22 protein-coding genes and 1 other annotated feature are annotated in these 22,868 nt (G+C 39.9%); of the genes, 19 read left to right on the top strand and 3 right to left on the bottom strand.

The genetic code is table 11. The annotated features are described in order from the left end of the window. Positions 1-46 precede the first annotated feature (46 nt). The 8 genes from E2K98_RS21395 (at position 47) to E2K98_RS21360 (ending at position 6,998) form a co-directional block, all read left to right on the top strand. Positions 47-1,573, top strand: a complete 1,527-nt coding sequence (locus tag E2K98_RS21395; RefSeq protein WP_133337758.1) for an ABC transporter ATP-binding protein — start codon at positions 47-49, stop codon at positions 1,571-1,573. Continuing rightward, positions 1,548-2,618, top strand: a complete 1,071-nt coding sequence (locus tag E2K98_RS21390) for an ABC transporter permease (RefSeq protein WP_133337756.1) — start codon at positions 1,548-1,550, stop codon at positions 2,616-2,618. Before E2K98_RS21395 ends, E2K98_RS21390 begins: the two co-directional genes overlap by 26 nt. Then, positions 2,602-3,522, top strand: a complete 921-nt coding sequence (locus E2K98_RS21385) for an ABC transporter permease (RefSeq protein WP_133337754.1) — start codon at positions 2,602-2,604, stop codon at positions 3,520-3,522. The genes E2K98_RS21390 and E2K98_RS21385 overlap by 17 nt, the downstream gene beginning before the upstream one ends. A 15-nt stretch (positions 3,523-3,537) precedes the next feature. After that, positions 3,538-4,203 (top strand): sulfite oxidase-like oxidoreductase, encoded by a 666-nt coding sequence (locus E2K98_RS21380; protein ID WP_133337752.1) that lies wholly within the window; start codon positions 3,538-3,540, stop codon positions 4,201-4,203. Then, positions 4,196-4,957, top strand: coding sequence for a nucleoside phosphorylase (locus E2K98_RS21375; RefSeq protein WP_133337750.1), 762 nt, complete (start codon positions 4,196-4,198; stop codon positions 4,955-4,957). The genes E2K98_RS21380 and E2K98_RS21375 overlap by 8 nt, the downstream gene beginning before the upstream one ends. Before the next feature lie 231 nt (positions 4,958-5,188). Then, positions 5,189-5,617: a cell wall hydrolase gene (locus E2K98_RS21370; RefSeq protein WP_026576895.1), complete on the top strand. Its 429-nt coding sequence runs from the start codon at positions 5,189-5,191 to the stop codon at positions 5,615-5,617. Between the two features lie 203 nt (positions 5,618-5,820). Then, positions 5,821-6,405 (top strand): YitT family protein, encoded by a 585-nt coding sequence (locus tag E2K98_RS21365; RefSeq protein WP_133337748.1) that lies wholly within the window; start codon positions 5,821-5,823, stop codon positions 6,403-6,405. An 86-nt stretch (positions 6,406-6,491) separates the two neighbouring features. After that, positions 6,492-6,998: a mismatch-specific DNA-glycosylase gene (locus E2K98_RS21360; RefSeq protein WP_133337746.1), complete on the top strand. Its 507-nt coding sequence runs from the start codon at positions 6,492-6,494 to the stop codon at positions 6,996-6,998. A gap of 37 nt (positions 6,999-7,035) precedes the next feature. Here E2K98_RS21360 and shc read toward each other — a convergent pair whose 3' ends face one another. Then, positions 7,036-8,901, bottom strand: coding sequence for a squalene--hopene cyclase (gene shc, locus E2K98_RS21355; RefSeq protein ID WP_133337744.1), 1,866 nt, complete (start codon positions 8,899-8,901; stop codon positions 7,036-7,038). A 164-nt stretch (positions 8,902-9,065) separates the two neighbouring features. Here shc and E2K98_RS21350 point away from each other — a divergent pair, with 164 nt between their 5' ends. Further along, complete coding sequence (locus tag E2K98_RS21350) at positions 9,066-10,124, top strand: DUF2515 domain-containing protein (RefSeq protein ID WP_133337742.1); 1,059 nt, start codon at positions 9,066-9,068, stop codon at positions 10,122-10,124. Further along, positions 10,051-10,512, top strand: coding sequence for a CBO0543 family protein (locus E2K98_RS21345; RefSeq protein ID WP_235824899.1), 462 nt, complete (start codon positions 10,051-10,053; stop codon positions 10,510-10,512). The genes E2K98_RS21350 and E2K98_RS21345 overlap by 74 nt, the downstream gene beginning before the upstream one ends. Before the next feature lie 170 nt (positions 10,513-10,682). Here the strand turns inward: E2K98_RS21345 and E2K98_RS21340 are convergent, their stop codons facing one another. After that, positions 10,683-11,552, bottom strand: a complete 870-nt coding sequence (locus E2K98_RS21340) for a cation diffusion facilitator family transporter (protein ID WP_133337740.1) — start codon at positions 11,550-11,552, stop codon at positions 10,683-10,685. A 212-nt stretch (positions 11,553-11,764) separates the two neighbouring features. After that, positions 11,765-12,364 (bottom strand): NADPH-dependent FMN reductase, encoded by a 600-nt coding sequence (locus E2K98_RS21335; RefSeq protein WP_133337738.1) that lies wholly within the window; start codon positions 12,362-12,364, stop codon positions 11,765-11,767. 190 nt (positions 12,365-12,554) lie between these two features. Here E2K98_RS21335 and E2K98_RS21330 point away from each other — a divergent pair, with 190 nt between their 5' ends. The 9 genes from E2K98_RS21330 to E2K98_RS21290 all read left to right on the top strand — a co-directional run bounded on the left by E2K98_RS21330 (position 12,555) and on the right by E2K98_RS21290 (position 22,766). After that, entirely contained in the window at positions 12,555-12,995 is a 441-nt protein-coding gene (locus tag E2K98_RS21330; RefSeq protein ID WP_026576902.1) for a peptidylprolyl isomerase, read from the top strand. Positions 12,996-13,213: 218 nt separating this feature from the next. Next, the gene (locus tag E2K98_RS21325) at positions 13,214-14,002 is read left to right on the top strand and encodes a divergent polysaccharide deacetylase family protein (RefSeq protein ID WP_133337736.1); all 789 of its coding nucleotides are present in this window, start codon (positions 13,214-13,216) and stop codon (positions 14,000-14,002) included. A 164-nt stretch (positions 14,003-14,166) separates the two neighbouring features. Further along, positions 14,167-14,386: a binding site (T-box leader), on the top strand. Positions 14,387-14,450: 64 nt separating this feature from the next. Continuing rightward, a complete protein-coding gene (locus E2K98_RS21320) occupies positions 14,451-16,154 on the top strand; it encodes a 2-isopropylmalate synthase (protein ID WP_133337734.1) in 1,704 nt (567 codons plus the stop codon). Between the two features lie 314 nt (positions 16,155-16,468). Then, positions 16,469-19,426: a formate dehydrogenase subunit alpha gene (fdhF, locus tag E2K98_RS21315; RefSeq protein WP_133337732.1), complete on the top strand. Its 2,958-nt coding sequence runs from the start codon at positions 16,469-16,471 to the stop codon at positions 19,424-19,426. Then, positions 19,426-19,923 (top strand): DUF1641 domain-containing protein, encoded by a 498-nt coding sequence (locus E2K98_RS21310; RefSeq protein WP_133337730.1) that lies wholly within the window; start codon positions 19,426-19,428, stop codon positions 19,921-19,923. The genes fdhF and E2K98_RS21310 overlap by 1 nt, the downstream gene beginning before the upstream one ends. 83 nt (positions 19,924-20,006) lie before the next feature. Beyond that, the gene (locus E2K98_RS21305) at positions 20,007-20,612 is read left to right on the top strand and encodes a trimeric intracellular cation channel family protein (protein ID WP_133337728.1); all 606 of its coding nucleotides are present in this window, start codon (positions 20,007-20,009) and stop codon (positions 20,610-20,612) included. Positions 20,613-20,692: 80 nt separating this feature from the next. Continuing rightward, positions 20,693-21,052 carry a DUF2294 domain-containing protein gene (locus tag E2K98_RS21300; protein WP_133337726.1) on the top strand — a complete coding sequence of 120 codons (360 nt, stop codon included), beginning with the start codon at positions 20,693-20,695 and terminating at the stop codon, positions 21,050-21,052. 9 nt (positions 21,053-21,061) lie between these two features. Beyond that, positions 21,062-21,868: a formate dehydrogenase accessory sulfurtransferase FdhD gene (gene fdhD, locus E2K98_RS21295; RefSeq protein WP_133337724.1), complete on the top strand. Its 807-nt coding sequence runs from the start codon at positions 21,062-21,064 to the stop codon at positions 21,866-21,868. 145 nt (positions 21,869-22,013) lie between these two features. Beyond that, positions 22,014-22,766 carry an exodeoxyribonuclease III gene (locus E2K98_RS21290; RefSeq protein ID WP_133337722.1) on the top strand — a complete coding sequence of 251 codons (753 nt, stop codon included), beginning with the start codon at positions 22,014-22,016 and terminating at the stop codon, positions 22,764-22,766. Positions 22,767-22,868: the final 102 nt, after the last annotated feature.

Here is a 22,868-nt window from a genome sequence, read left to right as displayed (position 1 = left end):
AGCTTCCCTTTCACCATGAAAAACAGGTTTAAAGGGGGAAAAAAGGATGCCTCGATTGGAAATGAAAAACATGACAAAGCGTTACGGGAATTTTGAGGCAAACTCTGATGTATCGTTTACCTTAAATCCCGGGGAAGTCCATGCCATCGTGGGGGAAAACGGGGCAGGAAAAACTACACTTATGCGCATGTTATATGGATTAGAACAGCCGAGTGCCGGCACTATTTTGCTGGATGGCAAGAAGGTTGACTTTAAGAGTCCATTAGATGCTCTAAGTCATGGCATCGGTATGGTTCATCAGCATTTTATGTTAATTCCAAATTTAACGGTGACAGAAAATATTGTCATTGGCCGCGAGCCTAAGAAGGCAGGATTTTTTAATCGTAAGAAAGCGGCTGAATTGGTTTCGGAAATTTCAAACAATTTTGGAATTCCTGTTAGACCAACCGTTAAGGTGTCGGAGTGTTCTGTCGGGGAACAGCAGCGCATCGAAATTGTCAAAGTCCTTTACCAAGGGGCCGACATCATCATTTTGGACGAACCGACAGCGGTGTTAGCCCCTTTAGAGGTAAAAGAATTGCTGAAGACGATTCGGTTTTTAGCAGAAAAGGGGAAGAGCATCATCCTTATTACCCACAAGCTGCATGAAGTAATGGAAGTGGCAGATCGGGTAACGGTATTAAGAGGAGGTAAGGTAACTGGAACTTTTCAAATCGCGGATACGAATGCAGATGAATTAGCGAAAAGGATGGTTGGCCGGGACCTCGTTCAATTAAAGGATCGTAAACAAACAGTTGGAAATGAGTTCCTTAAGGTTCAGGGAATAACGGTCCAAGGGAAATCCGAAAAACCTTTACTCGATGGTATTACCTTTTCTGTTTCTGAGGGTGAGATTGTCGGGATTGCCGGTGTTTCCGGCAATGGCCAATCCGAATTGCTTCAGGCGATATCGGGACTGATCGAGGTGGAGCAAGGCAGGATTGAATTAGGGGGAACAGAGATTACTCTTTCGTCCGTTAAGTATAGAAGAGAAGCGGGTTTAGCCCATATCCCGGAAGACCGCTATTTATGGGGGGCGGCAAAAGAGGCAAGTGTCGAAGAAAATGCCTTTATGGGATACCATCGTAACCCTGTTTTTTCGAAAAAGAATTGGTTATTAAAAAGAGATTTTCAACAAATCGTCAAAAAATGGATTGGCAAATATTCAATAAAGGCTGGTGACTTAAACAACAACGCCGGGAATTTATCTGGCGGAAATTTACAAAAACTGATCGTTGCCAGAGAGCTCGGACACGAGACACCATTTCTCATCGCTGCTGAACCGACAAGAGGGGTTGATATCGGTGCAATGGAGGTCATTCATGATGCCCTTATGGAAAAACGAAACGAGGGTGGAGCGATTCTTCTCGTCTCTTCTGAGTTAACGGAAATTATGACTTTATCGGACCGAATCCTTGTTATGTATGAAGGCAGAGTGGTTGGGGAGTTATCCGGGAAAGAGGCAACCGAAGAAAAATTAAGTATTTTGATGGCAGGAGGAACTTTAAATGAATCGATTGAGACAACAGCTTAATGCCCTAATACAGCCGATTCTAGCCATCGTTCTTGGCCTGATTGTTGGTATGGCGGCCATTCAAATCGTCCATGGATCGATTATCCAAACCTATACCGAAATGTGGAATGGCGCCTTTGGGAACTTCTATTTCGTTACTTCCACTTTAGCGAGAGCGACTCCAATTTTACTCATTGCCCTAGGTGTCGGGTTTGCATTTCGAGCTGGGGTCTTTAATCTTGGTGCGGAAGGGCAGCTGGTTTTTGGCGGAATTGCTGCAGCCTTAACGGCGTTGTATTTACCCGGACCATTCGTTGTGAAAATGATCGGTGCCCTTTTGGCAGGAATTATGGCGGGAGGAGTATGGTCACTATTAGCCGGCTGGATGGAGTTAAAGTTTAAGGTTCAATTGGTTATTTCTACCTTGCTCTTAAACTATATTGCTACTTATTTTGCTAGTTATCTAGTTTCAAAACCGTTTCAAGACCGGACCGGATCGGCTGCATTAGCCCAGACCAAAATGCTTGATGCACATCTCTGGCTGCCAAAATTATTTGCGGGTATGCCCTTGCACCTTGGATTTGTCTTCGCTATCCTATTTGCCCTCGTGTTATATATTTGTTTCCGATTTACTTCGACAGGGTATCAAATTTCCATGCTGGGAAAAAATCCTTTTTTTGGGTCCTATGGGGGGATTCATAAGCAAAAAATTACGCTACTCTCGATGTTTATCAGCGGGGCTTTATCAGGACTTGCCGGTACGTTTGAAATTATGGGGACACATTACCGTTTTATTGACGGTGCCTTAACTGCTCCAAGCTATGCCTGGACAGGCTTAATGGCTGCCTTATTGGCCAATTCGAATCCGATTGGGACCATCTTTACATCGATTTTACTTGCTGCATTGCAGACAGGAGCGATGGGAGTAGAACGAAATACAGATGTACCGCTTGAGATTTCTAGCGTGATTCAGGCCGTCATTATTCTATTTATATCAGCTAAGTTTGCTTTTAAAGGCTTTAAAGTCATCAAGAAAAGGAGGAAGGCAGATGGAGCAGCTGTTTGATGTTTCGTTGTTAAGTTCAACCATCCGCATGGTGGCTCCGATTCTGTTAGCTGCACTTGGCGGAATGCTTTGCACCCGGGTCGGAATTTTTAATGTGGGCTTAGAAGGGCTGATCATAACAGGTGCCTTCACAGCGGTTGTTGGAAATTACTATACTCATAACCTAATTTTAGCTGTCCTCATGGCCGCAGCGAGCAGTGTGCTGCTTTCACTTTTATTTGGCTTTATGACGATTAAAATGAAGGCCAATGAAATTGTGGTTGGGGTCGCGATTAACTTTTTAGGATTAGGCCTGACGACTTTCTTTTTACGAACGATCTTTCATGTGAAAGGTGCGTATTACAACAAAGATATGGAGGGCTTACCACACTGGAAGATCCCAGTGATCGATAAAATTCCTTTTTTAGGTGATGTTTTTTCTGGGCACTCCCCATTTGTTTATTTGGCCATTATTCTAGCCATTTTATTCTATATCTTTTTTTACAAAACCGTTGCAGGTTTTCGTATGCTTGCTGTTGGATTCAATGCAGCAGCTTCCAAAACAGTCGGTATAAAAGTACAGACCTGGCAATACTTAGCCATTGCCTTATGCGGTGCGCTTTGTGGGCTTGCAGGTGCACAGCTTTCTTTGGGGCAGGTAACGATGTTCTCAGAAGGTATGAGTTCCGGCAGGGGATTTATTGCATTGGTGGCAATGATGCTGGGACAGTCACATCCTATTGGAGTTTTAGCTTCAAGTCTTTTATTTGGATTAATGGATGCATTAAGTACAAGATTACAAGGTTTATCGGTTCCGACTCAATTTACAATGATGATCCCGTTTGTCTTAACACTTCTCGCCATGTTCTTCTTAAAGGATAAGGGCGTCGATCAAAATCAATCAGGCCAGCAAAGCTCTCGTTAAGGAGGAGAAAATAGAATGAATAAAGCAGAAAAAATTAAAAAAATGAAAGTACCGGTTAATGATAATCCTGAATTATCTTCCCGGCTACCACAAGGGCAAGTTCTCACGGAACGGTTCCCAATTCTTCATGAGGGAGAAATCCCAACTTATGATTTAGACACTTGGACACTCAAATTATTTGGTGAACTTGAAGAGGAAAAGGTTTTAAAGTATGCAGATATTCTAGCCCTGCCACAATCCTCTGTTACCTGTGATATACATTGTGTAACAAGATGGTCTAGGTTTGATAATACGTTTCAAGGCGTTCTTTTTAAAGATTTTCTAGAAGCTGCTGGAGTAAATCCAACTGGAAAATATGTGATGGTCCATGGCGATCAGGATTATACTGCCAATGTACCACTTGAAGATTTATTACGGGATGACTGTCTTTTAGCACATACTTTTGAGGGAAAGCCGCTTTCTGCTAAGCATGGCTGGCCGCTTCGCCTTGTGCTGCCGCATTTATATTTCTGGAAAAGCGTCAAATGGGTGCGGGGATTCCAATTTATGAAGGAAAACCAACCGGGCTTTTGGGAACAAAACGGTTTTCATTTAAATGGCGATCCCTTTAAAGAGGAAAGATTTTCAGGAGAAGATCTGCCAATTCCAGAGGATGAATGGGAGCACAAAGATTATGACTAATAAGCTGCCAAATTTAAAAATCAATCTAGAGGAGCTGCCAAAACGAGTTCTAGTCTGCGGTGACCCTTTTCGGGCAAAAAAAATTGCCTCTCTACTTGAAAATGCCACGCTTTTAGCAGAAAGCAGGGAGTATCATAGTTTCAAAGGAAAATGGAACGGTGTCGAGGTAGGCGTGGTTAGTCATGGGGTAGGTTCTCCTGGTGCAGCCGATTGTTTTGAAGAATTGGCCCTTGGGGGAGTACAGCAAATCATCCGGGTCGGAACAGCCGGCTCCTATCAAGCTGATGTAACACCGGGCAGTCTTGTGATTAGTAAGGCCGCTGTCCGTTGTGACGGGCTGACAAGCCAGTTAGTCCCGCAAGGTTTCCCTGCTGTTGCGGACGCTAAGATTGTGGAGGCGTTAGTTGATGCAGCGAAAAGGAATGAACTTGATGTTCATTCTGGAATCACCTTGACCTTAGATGTATTTTATCAAGGAGTTTTGGAATTTCCTCATGCCCTTTATCAGAAGGCCGGTGTTCTTGCAGTTGAAATGGAAATTTCCGCTTTATATATCATTTCGTCTTTAAGAGGAATGAAGGCTGGAGCGATTGTGGCCATTGACGGTTATGCCGATGCCGATTTACGAAATACATACAATCCGCATACGGACAAGGTTAAAGAGGCAGTGGATGATGGAATAAAAATAGCCTTAGATGCCTTGGTTACACTTTATAAAAGGCTGTTTTTACAAAGAATATTGTTTTTAGAATAGATAAAAGGGCCTGTTGATTAAGACTCAATCGTCTTTGAAATCAACATCTCAGTCTAAATGAGGGATTCATTCGGACTTGATCGCCTTGGAAATCTTCAGCTTTGTACAATAGTTTTAATGTGAGTAAAATCAGTAAGAGAGCAACAAAGTTCATGAAAACAGCCAAAAAATTATTGGTCATCACTTCCCTCCTAAGAATATGCTATAGGTGAACAACATGGAGGTGGCGTGATGGCTGTAGTGAGGGCAAGAAAATCCGATATCGACCTGTTAGCCAGGTTGCTTCGGGCTGAAGGTGAGGGAGAAGGGGATCTTGGGATGCTTCTCATCGGGAATGTGGGAATTAACCGAATACGTGCAAACTGTTCTGATTTTAAAGGACTTCGCACCATTCCGCAAATGGTGTTTCAACCACATGCATTTGAAGCAGTTACACATGGATATTTTTATCAATCACCAAGATCATCTGAAAGACGTTTAGCGCAAAAGGTAATCGACGGGCAAAGATTTTGGCCGGCAAAATTCAGCCTATGGTATTTTAGACCGGATGGTGATTGCCCAAGTACATGGTATGATCAGCCGTTTGTTTCTCGATACAAGCTGCATTGCTTTTATGAACCAACATCCGACACATGCGCGAATGTATATAATACTTTTTAACACTCATAGAGCCGTTATGCTGACGGCTCTATTTTATTTAAAGACTGTGTTAAAGAACAATGTTGATTTTTCAAAACAAAGTTGATTGGAGCGGAAAACACACCTAAGTATGAATTAGAATATCATTAAATTCCATCTGGTCGAATAAGTTTTTCTCTTGGACATATATGTAGTAAAAAGAGTATAGGACAAGGATGGATTGCATGGTAAAAAAAATGATGGTTATTGGCTTTGGGAGTACATTAATTGGTATCGGTCTAAATGGATTTATTATTCCATTTCATTTAATCAATGGCGGGTTTATAGGAATAAGCCTGATTATAAATTATCTATGGGGATTTAAAGCCGGATTAATTTTCATTCTCCTTAATTTTCCTGTCTATATGTTTGCCTTTAAATCCAATCCGCTTTATTTTATTAATGGGATTATTGGAGCCATCATCTCCGGACTGATGATTGAATTGCTGATTCCATTAAACGGCGTCATCCATTTACCGATTATGAGCAGTGTGATTATCGGTGCAGTCATCATTGGGATTGGGGTCGGGGTGATGTTAAGAAATCATGTTAGCCCTGGAGGAATGGATTTACTAGCATTGCTTTTGGCAAAATGGTCAAAGGTCAATGTCGGTGTGATTATTTTTGCAATGGACACAATGATCATTTTTGCTGCCTTGTTTTTGCTCCAGGATGCAAAACTTTTTTATTCGCTGTTGATTGTCTCGATTGTTGGATTGCTTGCAAGCATGATTACTTCTTTTCGCGGTGTGCAATTTTTTATTTCTTAATCTTTGGAAACTATTTTTGGAAGCACATTTATTTTGATAAACTATTAGAGGGAACTAAAATAAATATTTAAGGTGCAGGCAGGATAATGAAACCAATTGATGATCATTTAAAGGAAAATTTAACGATTTTATTTGTGGGATTTAATCCAAGTATTCGTTCAGGTGAAGTAGGGCATCATTATGCAAATCCAAACAACCGCTTTTGGAAAATTCTTTTTGAAGCGGGGCTGACACCAAGAAAATATGAAGCCTCAGAGGATGGGGATTTAGTAGAAAGGGGTTATGGGTTCACTAATATTGTGGCCAGGCCAACTAAGGCGGCGGATGAAATTACCAAGGAAGAATATCGCGAGGGTAGAGAAATTTTAAAAGAAAAGATTCAACGGTTTAAACCGAAAGTGGTTTGTTTTGTCGGGAAAGGCGTGTACCAGGAATATAGTGGCCGAAAAACGGCGCCATGGGGGGTACAAACGGAATCGGTTGTTCCGGGGACGATTGATTTTATCGCACCATCCTCAAGTGGACTTGTCCGAATGAGGATGGAGGAGATTGTTGAGATATACAAGCAACTAACCAAATTAATTGAAGAATAAAAACATCGAGGGGCGTGCCTTCGATGTTTTTGCTATTTTAATATCCAAATTTCTTTTGATAATGCGTAAGGGCGATTAACGGGAAAACATAGCGGTAGCTGTGATAGTGGATGTAAAAGGCGCCCGCCATACCTTGGCCCTTTGGATAGTCTATTGTCCAATCCTCTTTTTCGAGCGAAGCGAGCAAATACGAAATTCCCCTATCAATCTCTTTTGTTGGCTGATCCGTTGCTGCGATCAAGGCATCAAGTGCCCAGGCGGTATGCGTCAACGTACTTGCGCGGAGCGGGACATAGGTTTCCTGATTATCACTGTGACAAGATTCGCCCCAGCCACCATCATCATTTTGAGTGCTCTTCAGCCAATTTACCGCCTTTACGACAGCCGGTTCAGCGGCAGGGACTCCGACCGATAAAAGTCCTGTGATCGCTGCCCATGTCCCGTAAAGGTAGCAAATTCCCCATCTTCCATACCAAGATCCGTTCTTTTCCTGGTTTTTTATAAGCCATTTGACAGCTTTTTTCACATCCTCATGGTTGCGTGATAGATTCGTAAAATTCCCGAAGAATTCAAGGGTCCGGCCCGTAAGATCTGCACAAGTAGGGTCCAATAACATATACTTCCCTTTTTCAACGGGTAAAAACTCAACAATCTTCGAATTGACGTTTTTTTCAAAGGCTGCCCAGCCGCCATCATCATTTTGCATCGAAAAAATCCAATTAATCCCTCGATCCCAAGTGTTAAGATGAGTGGAAGCGATTCTTGAAATCGAGCGCAGTGAGGCGGTGGTATCATCAACATCCGGGAGTATATGGTTCACATGGGAAAACCCCCAGCCCCCCGGCAGACTGTTCGGATTATGAATCACCCAATCACCGAACTTATGATGCTGCCTTTCTAATAAATATTGGTTTGCCCTCACGATCATTGGATCTTCCGGTACAATACCTGCCCCCTGCAGCGCATAACCAATTAATGAGGTATTCCAAACATTTGCCGTCGTGTACTGCATATGGGGCAGGCCTTTGATCTCACATTTCATAGACTTAATTCCATTTACCGCATTGATAATAATCGGGTCTGTCTTTTTGTACCCCAGTGAGAGGAGTGCGAAAATCATTAAAAATGTGCAGCTATAATAGCTGTAAAACGTACCATCCGTCTCTATTCGGTCGAGCATATATTTTTTGGCCCGTTCGATGGCTAATCTGTGGAGGTCACCAGGTAATCCGAGTAAATTTTTCACACCATCTTCAAGGAAGGAAAACAGCGACCGCATTTCGCTTGTTCGAATCCATGGGTCAGGTGTGTTTCGGTCTATCTGCAATTCCGATAAATTTGGACTTTTTGCTGTGGTGAGGGTGAACTTTTTATCTGCCAAAATCATAATGGGAGTAAGATTTGCCCTGCCGAAAACGGAAAAAGAGTAAAAGTTAACGGGGAAACTAAGCGGCAAAAGAATGATTTCAACCGGCATCGGAGAAAATTTCGGCCAGTTATATTGTCCGGTTATGGCCAGCATCACCTTTGTATACATGCTTGCTTCTTCTAAGCCGCCATTCGCCAAAATAAATATTTTGGCTGCCCTCAAACGTCGGTCGTTCTTTTGATAATACCCTGAATAAAGTAGAGCGTAATAGGCCTCAATGGTGGCTGTCAGATTTCCTTCGCCCTCATCGTAAAATATTTTCCAAGCCCCATTCTTTTCCTGCCTGGATAATAATCGCTCAGCTAACCCTTGGATTAATTCTTCATCATGTAATTCCAATGTCCTTAATAAAATAATCATATATGCATCTGTTGAAATTCCTGTTTCAAAGGGATAGTTCCATGAGCCGTCGGGAGATTGATCATTCTTCAGCTTTCCTACAATCCAGTCGATGCCCTTACTTGCAGTGATCATTCTATAATCTCATTCCTCTCCCATTAATGGATTCTTATCTATACATATTCCCTTTAGGTAAGGAGAATTCGTAGGGGAGGTGCTGCGTCATATTTTTTCTGCGAAATCGTGAAAAATCTCCGCTTGAAAGTATTGCCGAAGAACTGAAGAAGAAAAGCAAACTGATGGGGAAGGCTTCTGTTCATGAAGAGCTGTTACCGAAACAGGATCGCTTACTGTTAAAACAAATAAGGCTGAAAACCCAAGAACATAATCTAAATAATGTCACAAGGACGCGAGCGTATTTTGAATTTTATCAATACCATCCCGAAATACATTGGGCATTTTTAGGTCATATGGTTTCAAGGAACGGCGGTTTTAATATGACCGATTTAAAAGGAGAATTTTTGACGAGATTGTTATCGAAAAAAGAAAGGAATTCATTTTTTTCCTTTCTGGAGCGGGGTAATTGGCTGATTTTCCAGGATGCCTATCCACAATTTTTACTTTATCGCGAAAGCCTTACTGTCCATAAACCGTTATTTTACTTATTTCCATACCTAAATATTTCGACCTTCATGGAAACCATTTGGAATCATTTTTGGCAAAATCATGACACCTACATCCTTACGATGGCCCTTATTGTCAATGAGCAAAGCTATTTAGAAAAGAGAGTCGTGCAAAATCCTCAATATAAGAAGGAGGTGTTCAATAAACTGGAGTTTAAACTGCAGGATTTGCTTTCCTTTAACCAAATTCTTTTTCCGTATGGAAATAAAAAGATGGTTGGCCAGACCCTTCATCAATTTGGCTCGGTCAATGAGCGAATTCTATTAGGTAAACGATTATATGCTGTTTTATATCAGGACCGGGAGATTTTTGAGGGTGTGGTAGAATGGGCAAAAAGTCATCCGCATACAGGTTCAAGAAAGGATTACTGGCCGGATGTTTTCAATCATGTCAATGAAGGAGTTCCGGGCCTGGCTTACCAGCTGCGTTTAAAATCCTGCCGTCTGCGGCCTGGTGAAAGAAAAATATTTAGTCCCAATTTGGAATCCGCTTGGAAAAATCGATCTCATCCTGAAGCGGAAAAAGGTGATTGGTTTCTCGACTGGCGAGTTGTGGATTATTTAAAAGAGGACAATGAATCTTATGATGGGGAGATTAAGAATGAATACTGTAAAACACTTGAACGGCTCGAGCTTGCCGCCCTTGCGAAAAAAGCGATATCTATTTTGGATTAAGACGTATATTCCGGCAATGCTGCTTGGCTCACTTCTTGGAACGTATTTAGACCTTTATTTTGTTGAAAAACAAATGTATCGTTTTCCAATTCGGCCCTATCCTGAAATTTTTTCGATTAATATTGTGTTCACCCTTGTGGTGCTTCCTGTCTTTATTTTTATTTATCTTTATTTGATGAAAAAGGTAAATGGTTGGGGGAAGGCGGGAATTGTCCTATTTTTAAGTCTTTTCATGCCAATCATGGAAAAGTTATTAGAGATGATAGGGATGTTCGCTCATTCCAGTGAATGGAAACACCTTTATACGGCAGGAGGCTATTTAATTTTTTTAACGGTGATTTATAGCTTTTTTCATTGGATGGAGAATAAAAACAAAAGCCAAGACTAATGTCTTGGCTTTTCAGGTACCCGCGTAAGCGGCACCTGCCCCTTCCGTCCGTACAGTGGTTAAGTGTCCCGCAACAAGCGAATGTTCGGAAGGGTACCTCTAGCTTACCACAAATTTGGAAAAAATAAAGATGGTTTCAAACTTTCTTTTCTTGTTTAAAAAGTGTTAATTTAATTAGGTTCTACGTGGACATGGACATCAAAGACATGATGTTCCTTTATCAATTCATTTTCAACTTTGGTTGCAATATCATGAGCTCCACGAATATCTAAATCAGAATTTACTAGGATTACGATGTCCACAACCACGTTATTTCCGTAATTCCTAGCCTTAATGTCTTGAACACCTTTTACACCATAACACTTAATAATCGTATCTTTATATGATTCTATTTGTTTTACATCAAAACCATCAGTTAAATGATGCGATGTATCTCTAAAAATCTCCCAACCAGTCTTACAAATTATGAGTCCAACAATTATAGCAGTAATAGGGTCTAACCAAGGAAGGCCAAACTGGGCACCCATAATTCCGATGAATGTTCCTACGCTAACCCATGCATCTGAGAGATTATCCTTCGCTGCGGCCATTACCGATTGACTATTAATTTCCGATGCTAGTTTTTTATTATACCGATATACAAGATACATGACGAAAGCACAAAAGAGTCCAGTCCATGCCGAAACTAAGTCTGGAGATCCGTTTTCTCCGCTAAAAGTACTAGAAATCGCTTCATATGTAACTTGTATTCCGACACCAATCATAATAAACGAAGCAACCATTGAGGCAACTGTTTCTGCCTTCCAGTGACCATAAGGATGGTCGTCATCAGCAGGTCGCTGTGATAATTTTAGTCCAATCAAAACCGCAATCGATGCAATTATATCTGTGGCATTATTTAAACCATCTGCTTTTAAGGCTTCGGAATTGGCTGCATAACCAATGAATAATTTTAATGAGGACAAACAAATATAGGCAATAATACTTATAATTGCTCCTCGTTCTCCTCTTTTAAGATCTATATATCCTTGCTCATTCATTTTTCTATCCTCCACTATTTCTCCTTTCTATTATTAAATAAAAATATCTAGTGGGTCTAGAGAAACCTTTTGTCCCTTTTCTAACTTAGTAATGAGCATGAAAAAAAGTTTCTTATGGCAAACAATTGATAAGAAAAATGAAAACAACTATAATTCTTTACCCATAAAAAAATAAGGGGGGTTTTTTATACCCCTCCTTTTTTGCGAACGCTTTATCTTAAAGTTTTTAATGCACCGCTCCATGCGATAAGTTGATCAAGCATAGCATTTACATTATTAAGATGTAAATCTTGAGGTTTAAAATTGGATCCGTTCTCGAAATCCGTAAATAATGATAATGTTGGATGTACTCGAACATCAGCTATTAGTAGCTCACCACAGATTCCACGTAAATGTTCAGCCGCACGAGCACCGCCAGTAGAGCCATAGCTGACAATACCTGCTGCTTTATTATTCCATTCATCACGAGCAGAATCTAATGCATTTTTTAATGCACCTGTAATACTGTGATTATATTCCGCAACGATAAATACAAAACCGTCTAAAGAAGCCAGCTTTTCTGACCAAGTTTTTAATCCAGGTTCATCTCCTGCAGTTGTAAAAACAAATGGCAGATTGAATTGGGCAATATCCACAATCTCATAATCTGCATCCCCACGTTTATCAGCAATTCCTTTAACCCATTCTCCAACTTGCGGACTCACTCTGCCTTGGCGTGTACTACCTAAAATAATTCCTATTTTTAGTTTTTCATTTGCCATTACTTCTTCCTCCTTTGTGGAATTTCCGAATAATTTGTTTAAAAGACCCATAAGATCAACTGCCTCTTATTCATATCCTTTTGCTCTTTCTCTTAATGGCTCTAACAATTTTATTATGAGGAACGAAGTCATACTCTATTCCTAAACTCCTTAGTTACAGTTGTTTGAAATGAAGGAAAATAGTTGATATAATAACTTCTTGGGTTAGGTATGAAAAAATCAGTATTAGGAGATGAATGGAATGACAAAAAAGGGATACATATCAATGCAAAATGGAAACAAAATCGAATTTGAACTTTATCCAAACGAAGCACCTGGTACAGTTGCTAACTTTGAAAAATTAGCAAAAGAAGGCTTCTACAATGGATTAACATTCCACCGTGTCATCCCTGGCTTTGTAAGTCAAGGCGGGTGCCCGAGCGGTACAGGGACTGGCGGTCCTGGTTACACCATCAAATGTGAAACTGAAGGAAATCCGCATAAACACGTTCCAGGTGCGTTCTCAATGGCACATGCGGGCAGAGACACTGGCGGCAGCCAATTCTTTATTGTTCACGAATCACAGCCTCACCTAAATGGTGTTCACACCGTTTTCGGACAAGTGACTTCAGGACTTGAACATGCAAAAGCAATGAGAAATGGCGATGTAATGGAGAAAGTCGAAGTATTTGACGAAGAATAGGATTTGAAAAAGGCTGTCCGGAAAGTTTTCTTTTTGGACGGCCTTTTTTGTGTTTTTGGGGGGAATTCAGCTTCGCAGATAAAGTCGGGCTTTACGCAGATAAAAAAGCCTTAACCGCAGATAAATCAATATGCATCACAGATAAATTTCATTTTTACGCAGATAAATTATTCAAAATCCGGGCAAATTATCTTCAAATCCTAATTTTGGGGGGCTATATGAAGAAATTTGCTTTTATTTTCATTTCCTTACTGGTATTTTTTATCGGTTCTCCTGTTTTTGCAGCAAAAAATGTACCTTACAAATTAAAAGCGGCCATTATTATTGATGATTTCGGCGGTGGAACCGGGGGTGTGCGTGACTTTTTAGAAGGAGATATACCAATTACAGCTGCCGTTATGCCTTTTACAGAAAAATCAAAGGAACATGCCGAATGGGCTCATAAAAATGGTTTTGAGGTTATCGTCCATTTACCGATGGAACCGAAAAGAGGAAAAAGATCATGGCTCGGTCCAAAACCGATTACCGTAGATCTTTCTCCAAAAGAAGTAAAAGCTCGTGTTGAGGAGGCGATTAGTACCGTCCCATATGCTGTAGGACTGAACAATCATATGGGTTCACTTGCGGTGGAGAACGAGCCAATTGTCCGGGCGATAGTAGAAGTTGCCAAGGAAAAAGGTCTCTACATTATTGATAGTGGGACAAGTCCACAGAGTAAATTTCCAAAAGTCGCTGAAGAATTAGGTGTACCGCTTTTAAAAAGAGATGTGTTTCTTGATGATATTTCATCGTCCTCATATGTGAGAAAACAAATGATTCGACTTGCAAAGGTGACAGAAATCAAGGGACAAGGGATTGCAATTGGACATGTCGGGATTACGGGAAAAGTTTGTTCGATCGGTATTTTTGAATCACTAGATGAATTTAATAAGCGACAAATTAAAATCGTACCTGTGTCAGAGCTCTTTGCTAAAAAAATGAAGAAGAAAACATTTCCCCTTTATTAATATAGGATTTAAACGTCGAGCTATTTAAGAGTCGGCGTTTTTAATTTCGAAAATTTAATTTCATTTTTCTTAAATGCTTTTTAAATATTGAAAAAATTAAAAATACAGCTTGATTGTTAGGTAATTCTGTTATAAAATTAGAAAAATTAAAAAGTTAAATAAATGGAAACACATTGAATGGGAGTATTAAGGAATATTTATTGCTTAGAGAGCTGTCGGTTGGTGAGAGACAGTCAATAAATTCCCCAACTCGCCCAGGAGTGGTAAAGCTGATAGGTAGGCTTTACCGGTTGACAGCCGTAATCAAGTCATGAAGTGGGTTCGTTTGTTTGTATGCGAATCAAAAAGAGTGGTACCACGTAGGCAAAGCCTGTCGTCTCTTATGAGATGATAGGCTTTTTTATTTTAACTAAACGAACGATAAAAAAATATAAAGGTGGTCGTCAGAATGAAAAACGTTCAAAAGTATTCTAGAGGATATTTTATGCCCCCAGTGAAAAGCTTGAAATGGACAGACAAGGAGTACATAGAGGAAGCTCCTACATGGTGCAGTGTGGACTTAAGAGATGGAAATCAGGCTTTAATCGTACCAATGAGTTTGGAGGAAAAGCTGGAATATTTTCAATTGCTTTTGGATGTAGGTTTCAAGGAAATAGAAGTCGGTTTTCCTGCTGCATCGGATACAGAATATACTTTTTTACGTACCTTGATTGAAAAGGATCTGATTCCGGACGATGTAACGATTCAAGTGTTAACACAGTCCAGAGAACATATTATAAGAAAAACGTTTGAATCGCTTCAAGGAGCAAAAAAAGCTGTCGTACACCTTTACAATTCGACATCATTGGCACAGCGTGAGCAAGTTTTTCAAAAAACGGAAGAAGAAATTATCGACATTGCTGTAACTGGAGCAAAACTACTTAAGAAATATTCTGCTGAAACCGAGGGGAATTTCCAGTTTCAATATTCACCGGAAAGCTTCACGGGTACAGAGATGGAGTTCGCACTTGATATATGCAACCAGGTACTTGATATATGGCAGCCTACTGCCGAGAACAAGGTGATTATCAACCTTCCGGCTACAGTATCAATGTCAATGCCTCACGTTTACGCAAGTCAAATTGAGTATATGAGTGATCATCTGAACTACCGAGACAATGTGATCCTGTCACTCCATCCACACAATGACAGGGGAACAGGGGTTGCAGATGCAGAGCTGGGAATGCTTGCCGGAGCGCAGAGAGTAGAAGGAACACTGTTTGGAAATGGCGAGAGAACAGGAAACGTCGACATCGTAACGCTTGCCTTAAATATGTTTTCGCACGGAGTAAATCCAAAGCTTAATTTTGAAAATATCCCTACCATCCTTGGCAAGTATGAAGAATTAACAAGAATGAGGGTTCCTGAAAGACATCCATATGGCGGTGAACTTGTCTTTACTGCATTTTCAGGATCCCATCAGGATGCGATTGCAAAAGGGATGAACTGGCGTGAGGAAGAGGAACGTCAGTATTGGACAGTACCTTACCTATTGATTGATCCAAAGGATATTGGAAGACAGTATGAGGGAGATATCATCCGTATTAACAGCCAATCCGGTAAAGGGGGCATTGGTTATGTGCTTAAGCAAAATTATAGGCTTGATCTGCCTGCGGAAATGCGTGAAAGCTTCGGATATCATGTTAAAAATGTATCGGACCGTTTGCACAAGGAGCTTATGCCAAATGAAATCTATGACATTTTCATCAATGAATATGTGAATATTAATACTCCTGTTGAGTTTATCAATTACCGATTTACTCAAAATGAAAATTATGAAACCAATTTATCCATCAAAATCGATAACGAGGTTCATGAAGCATTAGGTGTGGGGAATGGAAGACTGGACGCAATTAGCAATGTTCTCCAAACGACATTAGGTATTCAATATAAAGATTTACTTTATAAGCAGCATGCTTTAGAAATCGGCTCGGGATCAAATGCTGTATCTTATGTAGGGTTTACCGCATTGGATGGTGCTGTTTATTGGGGCTGTGGGATTGACGCAGATATTATGACCTCCTCTGTAAAAGCTCTGTTTAGTTCAGTTAACAACATGATATCCAGTGTCAAACCAAAAATTGAAACAGGATATTCTCTTTCAAATAAATAAGCAGGCTATAGAAATAGTGCCTTTGCTGTTTTTAGTGGTCAAGTTGGATCAACTCGTAGGGTTTAATACTATTAGCATTCAATTTGTTATTGAGATTAAATATTAAATGTACTATAATTACAGTATTAAAGTTCATGGATGTTAAGTAATGTCAAATTGCTTACTTCTATGTTGTTTTTATATTTTTATTGGTGAGACGGATAACTAGTAGGATAAACTGCTTAGATATTAGCCCGCCATAAAATAGTTTGTGTAAAGTCATACACACACTATTTTATGGCGGGCTTTTTATTTTGGAAAAGGGAGAGTTTACATTGTCTGAAATAGTGAGAGTGAAGATAAATGGCAAGGAACGTGAGGTAGAAAAGGGGCTTCGTATTCTCGACTATCTGTTGCAACAAGGAATAGAGCACCCGCATATCTGTTATTCAGAGGTATTAGGGCCAATCCAAACCTGTGATACGTGTATGTGTGAGATCGATGGAAAAATTATGCGGGCCTGTTCTACGATAATGGAGGAAGGAATGAATATTATGACTTCCTCAGAAATGGCCAAAACTGCACAAACAGAAGCAATGGATCGTATTTTGGAGAATCACTTACTTTATTGTACGGTTTGCGACAATAATAACGGGAATTGTCGTGTTCATAATACAGCGGAATTTTTAGAAATTGAACATCAAACTCGTCCATTCCGAGAAAAAGGATATGAAGTAGATATGTCACATCCTTTTTACCGATACGATCCCAATCAATGTATTCTTTGCGGCCGTTGTGTAGAAGTGTGCCAAGATCTGCAAGTTAATGAAACTTTAACGATTGATTGGGAACGAAAAATGCCACGTGTCTTGTGGGATAATGGCAAGTCCATCAATGAATCATCCTGTGTATCCTGCGGACAATGTGCAACAGTATGTCCATGTAATGCACTAATGGAAAAATCGATGCTGGGCGAAGCTGGATTTATGACAGCCATTCCGAAAGATTTGTTAAACCCAATGGTTGATCTTATTAAAGAAGTTGAACCGGACTATAAGACCATTTTTGCTTTATCCGAAGTAGAAGCATCGATGCGGGAGACCCGTACGAAGAAAACCAAAACCGTTTGCACGTTTTGTGGAGTAGGCTGTTCGTTTGAAGTCTGGACAAAGGGCCGCGAAATTTTAAAAATTGAACCAACTGAAAATGGTCCTGTAAATAGCGTTTCTACCTGTGTGAAAGGAAAGTTCGGATGGGATTTTGTCAATAGTGAAGAGCGGCTTACTACCCCTTTAATTCGAAAAGGGGATGAGTTTGTTCCAGCAACTTGGGATGAAGCCTTGACATTGATAGCGGACAAAATGGGTACGATTAAACAAACCTATGGCGGGCGTGCATTAGGATTTGTAAGTTCTTCCAAAACAACAAACGAGGACGCCTATCTTATGCAAAAATTAGCCCGTCAAGTATTTGAATCAAACAACATTGACAACTGTTCGCGATACTGTCAGTCACCTGCATCAGATGGATTGCTTACCACGGTTGGATACGGAGGGGACTCCGGGACCATTAAAGATATTGCAAGCAGCGGTCTTGTCATCATTATTGGCGCGAACCCAACTGAAGGACACCCAGTGCTAGCGACTCGGGTTAAGCGCGCAAAGAAATTATACGGCCAAAAATTGATTGTTTCCGATCTTCGAAAACATGAAATGGCTGAGCGTTCTGATCTGTTTTTACATCCAAAACAGGGAACAGATTATGTTTGGATTACGGCTGTTGCCAAATATATAATCGATCAAGGTTGGCATAATGAAAGATTTATTGAAAAACGTGTAAATCAATACAATGAGTACCTTAAACTCCTTGAAAAATACACACTTGAATATGCAGAGGAATTAACGGGTCTTTCAAAAGAACAGCTTATTGAAACAGCCAGAATGATTCATGAGGCAGATGGAACTTCTATTTTATGGGGAATGGGTGTCACTCAAAATGTTGCTGGTTCCCATACATCAGCAGCTATCGCTAATCTTTTGCTCGTAACGGGAAACTTTGGCCGTCATGGTGCGGGGGCATATCCTCTTCGCGGTCATAACAATGTACAAGGTTCCTGTGACATGGGGACCCTTCCACAATGGCTTCCAGGGAATCAACGTTTATCAGACGATATGGCCCGAGCAAAGTTTGAGAAAGCATATGGAGTCGAAATTTCCGATAAGCCAGGGTTAACAAATATTGAAATGTTAGAAGCAGTGGAGCAAGGCGAATTAAAAGCCATGTATCTAATGGGAGAAGATATGGCATGGGTCGATTCAAACTCAAACCATGTGCATGATACCCTTAGCAAACTTGAATTCTTTGTTGTACAGGATGTTTTCCTAACGAAAACAGCACAATTTGCAGATGTTGTTTTACCGGCTGCTCCGTCACTTGAGAAAGATGGAACCTTCACCAATACAGAGCGACGCATTCAACGGCTGTATCGTGCACTTGATCCATTAGGTGATTCTAAACCGGATTGGTGGATCATTCAACAAATCGCGAAATACATGGGTGTTAATTGGAACTACGAACACCCAAGCGAAATTATGGATGAGATTTCTAGCTTGTCACCGATTTTTGCAGGTGTATCGTATGAACGGCTTGAGGGATGGAACAGTTTACATTGGCCAGTGCAAAAAGATGGTACGGATGAGCCGCTTCTCTTTACGGAACGTTTTAACTTTCCAGATGGAAAAGCTTGTTTTTCCCTTGAGGAATATGTTCCTCCTATTGAATTTTCAAATGAATTCGACCTAACCTTGAATAATGGACGACTTTTAGAACATTTTCATGAAGGGAATATGACGAATAAATCGAAAGGGATTCAGTATAAGTTACCTGAAGTATTCGTAGAAGTTTCTCCGGAACTTTCCCGGGAACGCGGTGTAAAAGACGGCTCGCTAGTACGGCTTGTGTCACCTTATGGTGCGATTAAGCTTCGGACGATCGTAACAGATCGGGTACACGGAAAAGAACTCTATGTCCCCATGCATTCTGTCAGTCATGAAAATGCTATCAATCTATTAACTGGAAGCGTGGGAGATGTTCGGACACAAACACCAGCCTATAAGCAGACAAAAGTAAAAATGGAATTAATAAATGTAAAAGGTCGTACACCGCTTCCGTCGTATAATCCTCGGTATGCAGAGAGAACTCCACAACTCGGTGTACAGGTGGAACGAAAATGGGCACGTAATGATTATGAGCCGATTGCAGACTTGAACGATATTTCAAGGGGGAAAAAGTGATGGCGAAACCAATTACCAAGATAAAAGAACCTATTTTTTCAGAAGAGGAAAAACAGGTTGATAGACTTGAAAGTGTTATACAGGATTTAGCAGAAAACGCGGATGGAATTAAAGAAACAATTAAGCTTCTTCAAGAGCTTCACGAAAGTGGTGTTCTTGAAGCTCTAAATAGTCTTATTGAGGCGAAAGAAAAAGTTGCAAAAATTGCGGTAGGACAATTGTTGCGTCCTCCTGTTACCAATGCGATTAACAATGGGATGGCTGCAGCGGGAGCCCTGACAGAACTCAATCCCGAAATGACAAAGAAGATAATGAGCGGGATGACAAGAGGAATTGAAAAAGCAGAGAAGGAACTTCGAATAAATAAAAAAATCGGTGTTTTTAAATTAGTAAAACTCATGAGAGACAATGATATTAACCATGCTTTGGCATTTTCATTATATTTACTACAAGGAATTGGAGAAGGATTAAAGGAGCATTCAAAAGAGAACAAGTAATTTTAAGATTCATTTATTGCTTGGGTTCACTGATTACAAGAAAAAGGACTTAGTTTTCAAATATATAAGGGGGAAAGTGTCAATTGACTTGGTCGGTTTTACACATAATCGGAATTATAGCTTATGCAGCTAGTGGGGCATTTGTTGCTTTGCAGGCCAAATATTCTTTTATTGGAATCTTTGTTCTTGGTCTAACAACGTCTTTTGGTGGAGCAGTAATCAGGAACATAGTTCTCGATGTCCCTATTTCTTCCATTTGGGATCGTCAATCCTTATTGATTGTACTAATAACGTTAACTACCATCGTAATCGTTAATAGGAAATGGGTTAATCATTGGAAACGATGGGGATATTTCTTTGACTCTATTGGTCTAGCTTCCTTTGCGATACAAGGGGGACAGTTAGCAAAAAGCCTGCAACATGATCTTGGCATTATTGTCATCGCTTCAATGTTTACTGGTGTTGGCGGCGGAATGGTTCGAGATTTATTAGCGGGGAGACCTCCCCTTGCATTAAAGGAAGAAATCCATGCAATCCTTACATTTTTGTGTGCTGTTTGTATTTGGTCTGGGTGGAGCAGCCCTATAGAATTGACGACCGTAGTTGTTTTCGTTGTTTTTATTCGAATGTACTCGATTCATAATAATTGGAGACTTGAACTACCTTGCAATCGGATTGAAAAACAATAATAATACTGTGTTAATGACGTATCGTAAATTGTTAACGAAAACCTTGATGGAAATAAACTTGATGATCTGTGGAGGATATAATGACAAAGAATTTGGAACATAAATTTAGTATGTTGATTCGTGAAATACGAAAGGAATATATTGGGAATGGGCCGAGAGAAATTACTACTCGTATTACAGGTCCTTGGGTAATTTGTGAGATGAAAGGTAATTTAACAAATGTTGAAAAGTTTATGATAAGTTCAAAAGAGGGAGAGTTGATGGTTCATGAGGCTCGAACCGAATTAGTGAAGAATATCTATAAAGATCCTGAACTGGTGAAAAGAATAGAGGAAATGATGAATGCAAAAATTGTGAGTATCTTTACTGATATCAATATAGAAATTGATACTGCAATGACGGTTTTTGTTTTTGATGAATCTATTATGGACAAGGAATGAGATCCTTTGATGAAACCAATAGTGAAAAAACGAGAAATTCTAAAATGTACAAATGGGTATACGCAAATAACTGAAGATAGTATTGTGACAGAGTCTCCTGTTACAGTAAAAATAAATGGACAAGAGCTTGTGACAATGGTTTGTACACCAGAGTATATTGAAGATATGGTAATAGGGTATTTAGCATCTGAAGGGATAATAAAAAGTTTTAAAGATGTAAAAGAGATTTGGGTTCGAGAAAATGATGGTTATGTATATGTAGAAACAGATAAACTGAATCCTTATTATCAAAATTTCCACAGCAAACGCTATATAACGTCATGCTGTGGAATGAGCAGACAAGGCTTTGTCTTTGTAAACGATGCATTAAATGCTAAAAAAATGAATGATATTCGAGTGACCCTTTCTACAGATCAATGCTATCGCTTAATGGAAGATTTGCAAAATTCTGCGACAACTTTTCAAGATACAGGAGGAGTTCATAACGCAGCTCTTTGCGATGGAGAGGGTATAATCTTAAGTCGGATGGATATAGGTCGGCATAATGCTTTGGATAAAATATACGGATATTGCTTAAAAAATAACATCTCAATTGGAGAAAAAATTATTGTCTTTAGTGGACGCATCTCTTCAGAAATATTATTAAAAGTATCAAAAATAGGATGTGAGATAGTCCTTTCAAAATCGGCCCCAACAGAATTAGCTCTACAGCTGGCAGAAGAGCTTGGGATCACAACGGTAGGATTTATCCGCAATCAATCTTTGAATATTTATACTTGTCCAGAAAGAATAAAGATTAGTAGTCTGGTATATTAGTTCCTTTTATCTCCTAATCACTTTAAGTAATTCAAACGAACTCATCATATAAAATTTCCAGCTTTTTAATTTTTTCCATTGTCACAATCCAAAGTTTCCATCAAAATAAAAAGAAAAAGGCAACAAGGGAGAAGGAAACAGAAAAATGAAATTAGTTTCATGGAATGTAAACGGCCTTAGGGCTTGTGTAAAAAAGGGCTTCTTAGATTATTTTAAAGAAGTCGACGCAGATATTTTTTGTATTCAAGAAACGAAGCTGCAAGAGGGGCAAATTGAGCTAGATTTAGAGGGATATAAGCAATATTGGAACTATGCCGAAAAGAAAGGCTATTCCGGCACAGCTGTTTTTACAAAAATGGATCCGATTTCGGTAAAATATGGACTGTTAGATGAGGATTCTGAGTCAGAAGGCCGTATTCTCACGCTGGAATTCGATGATTTTTTCCTGGTGAATGTATATACACCGAACTCACAGCGGGATTTAGCTAGACTTCCGTTTCGTTTGGAGTGGGAGGAACGAATTTTAGAGCATCTTCAAAAATTAGATGCGATCAAGCCGGTTGTGTTATGTGGGGATTTAAACGTTGCCCATAAGGAAATTGATTTGCGCAATCCAAAATCAAATCTGGGAAATTCTGGTTTTACCGAGGAAGAACGCGGGAAAATGACCGGGTTGCTGGAGTCAGGATTCATTGACAGTTTCCGGCATTTTTACCCTGAACAGGAAGGGGCCTACACATGGTGGTCTTACATGATGAAGGTCCGCGAGCGGAATATTGGATGGCGGATTGATTACTTTATAGTTTCTGAGCAGTTGCGTGATCGTTTAGTCGATGCGAACATTCATTCAACCGTTTTGGGTAGTGATCATTGTCCAATTTTACTAGAAATAAAGTAGAAGATGATAACTTTTTCTTATCAAAATTCATAAAAAAACCGTCATTTTTTTTACCGTAGATGTGGTTTATAGTTAATATTACTCCATTACGGTTAGGGGAAA

The organism is Bacillus salipaludis, from assembly GCF_004358205.1.
Note: the sequence above shows the minus strand (reverse complement) of the source record. Positions and strands in the feature narration are given on the sequence as shown.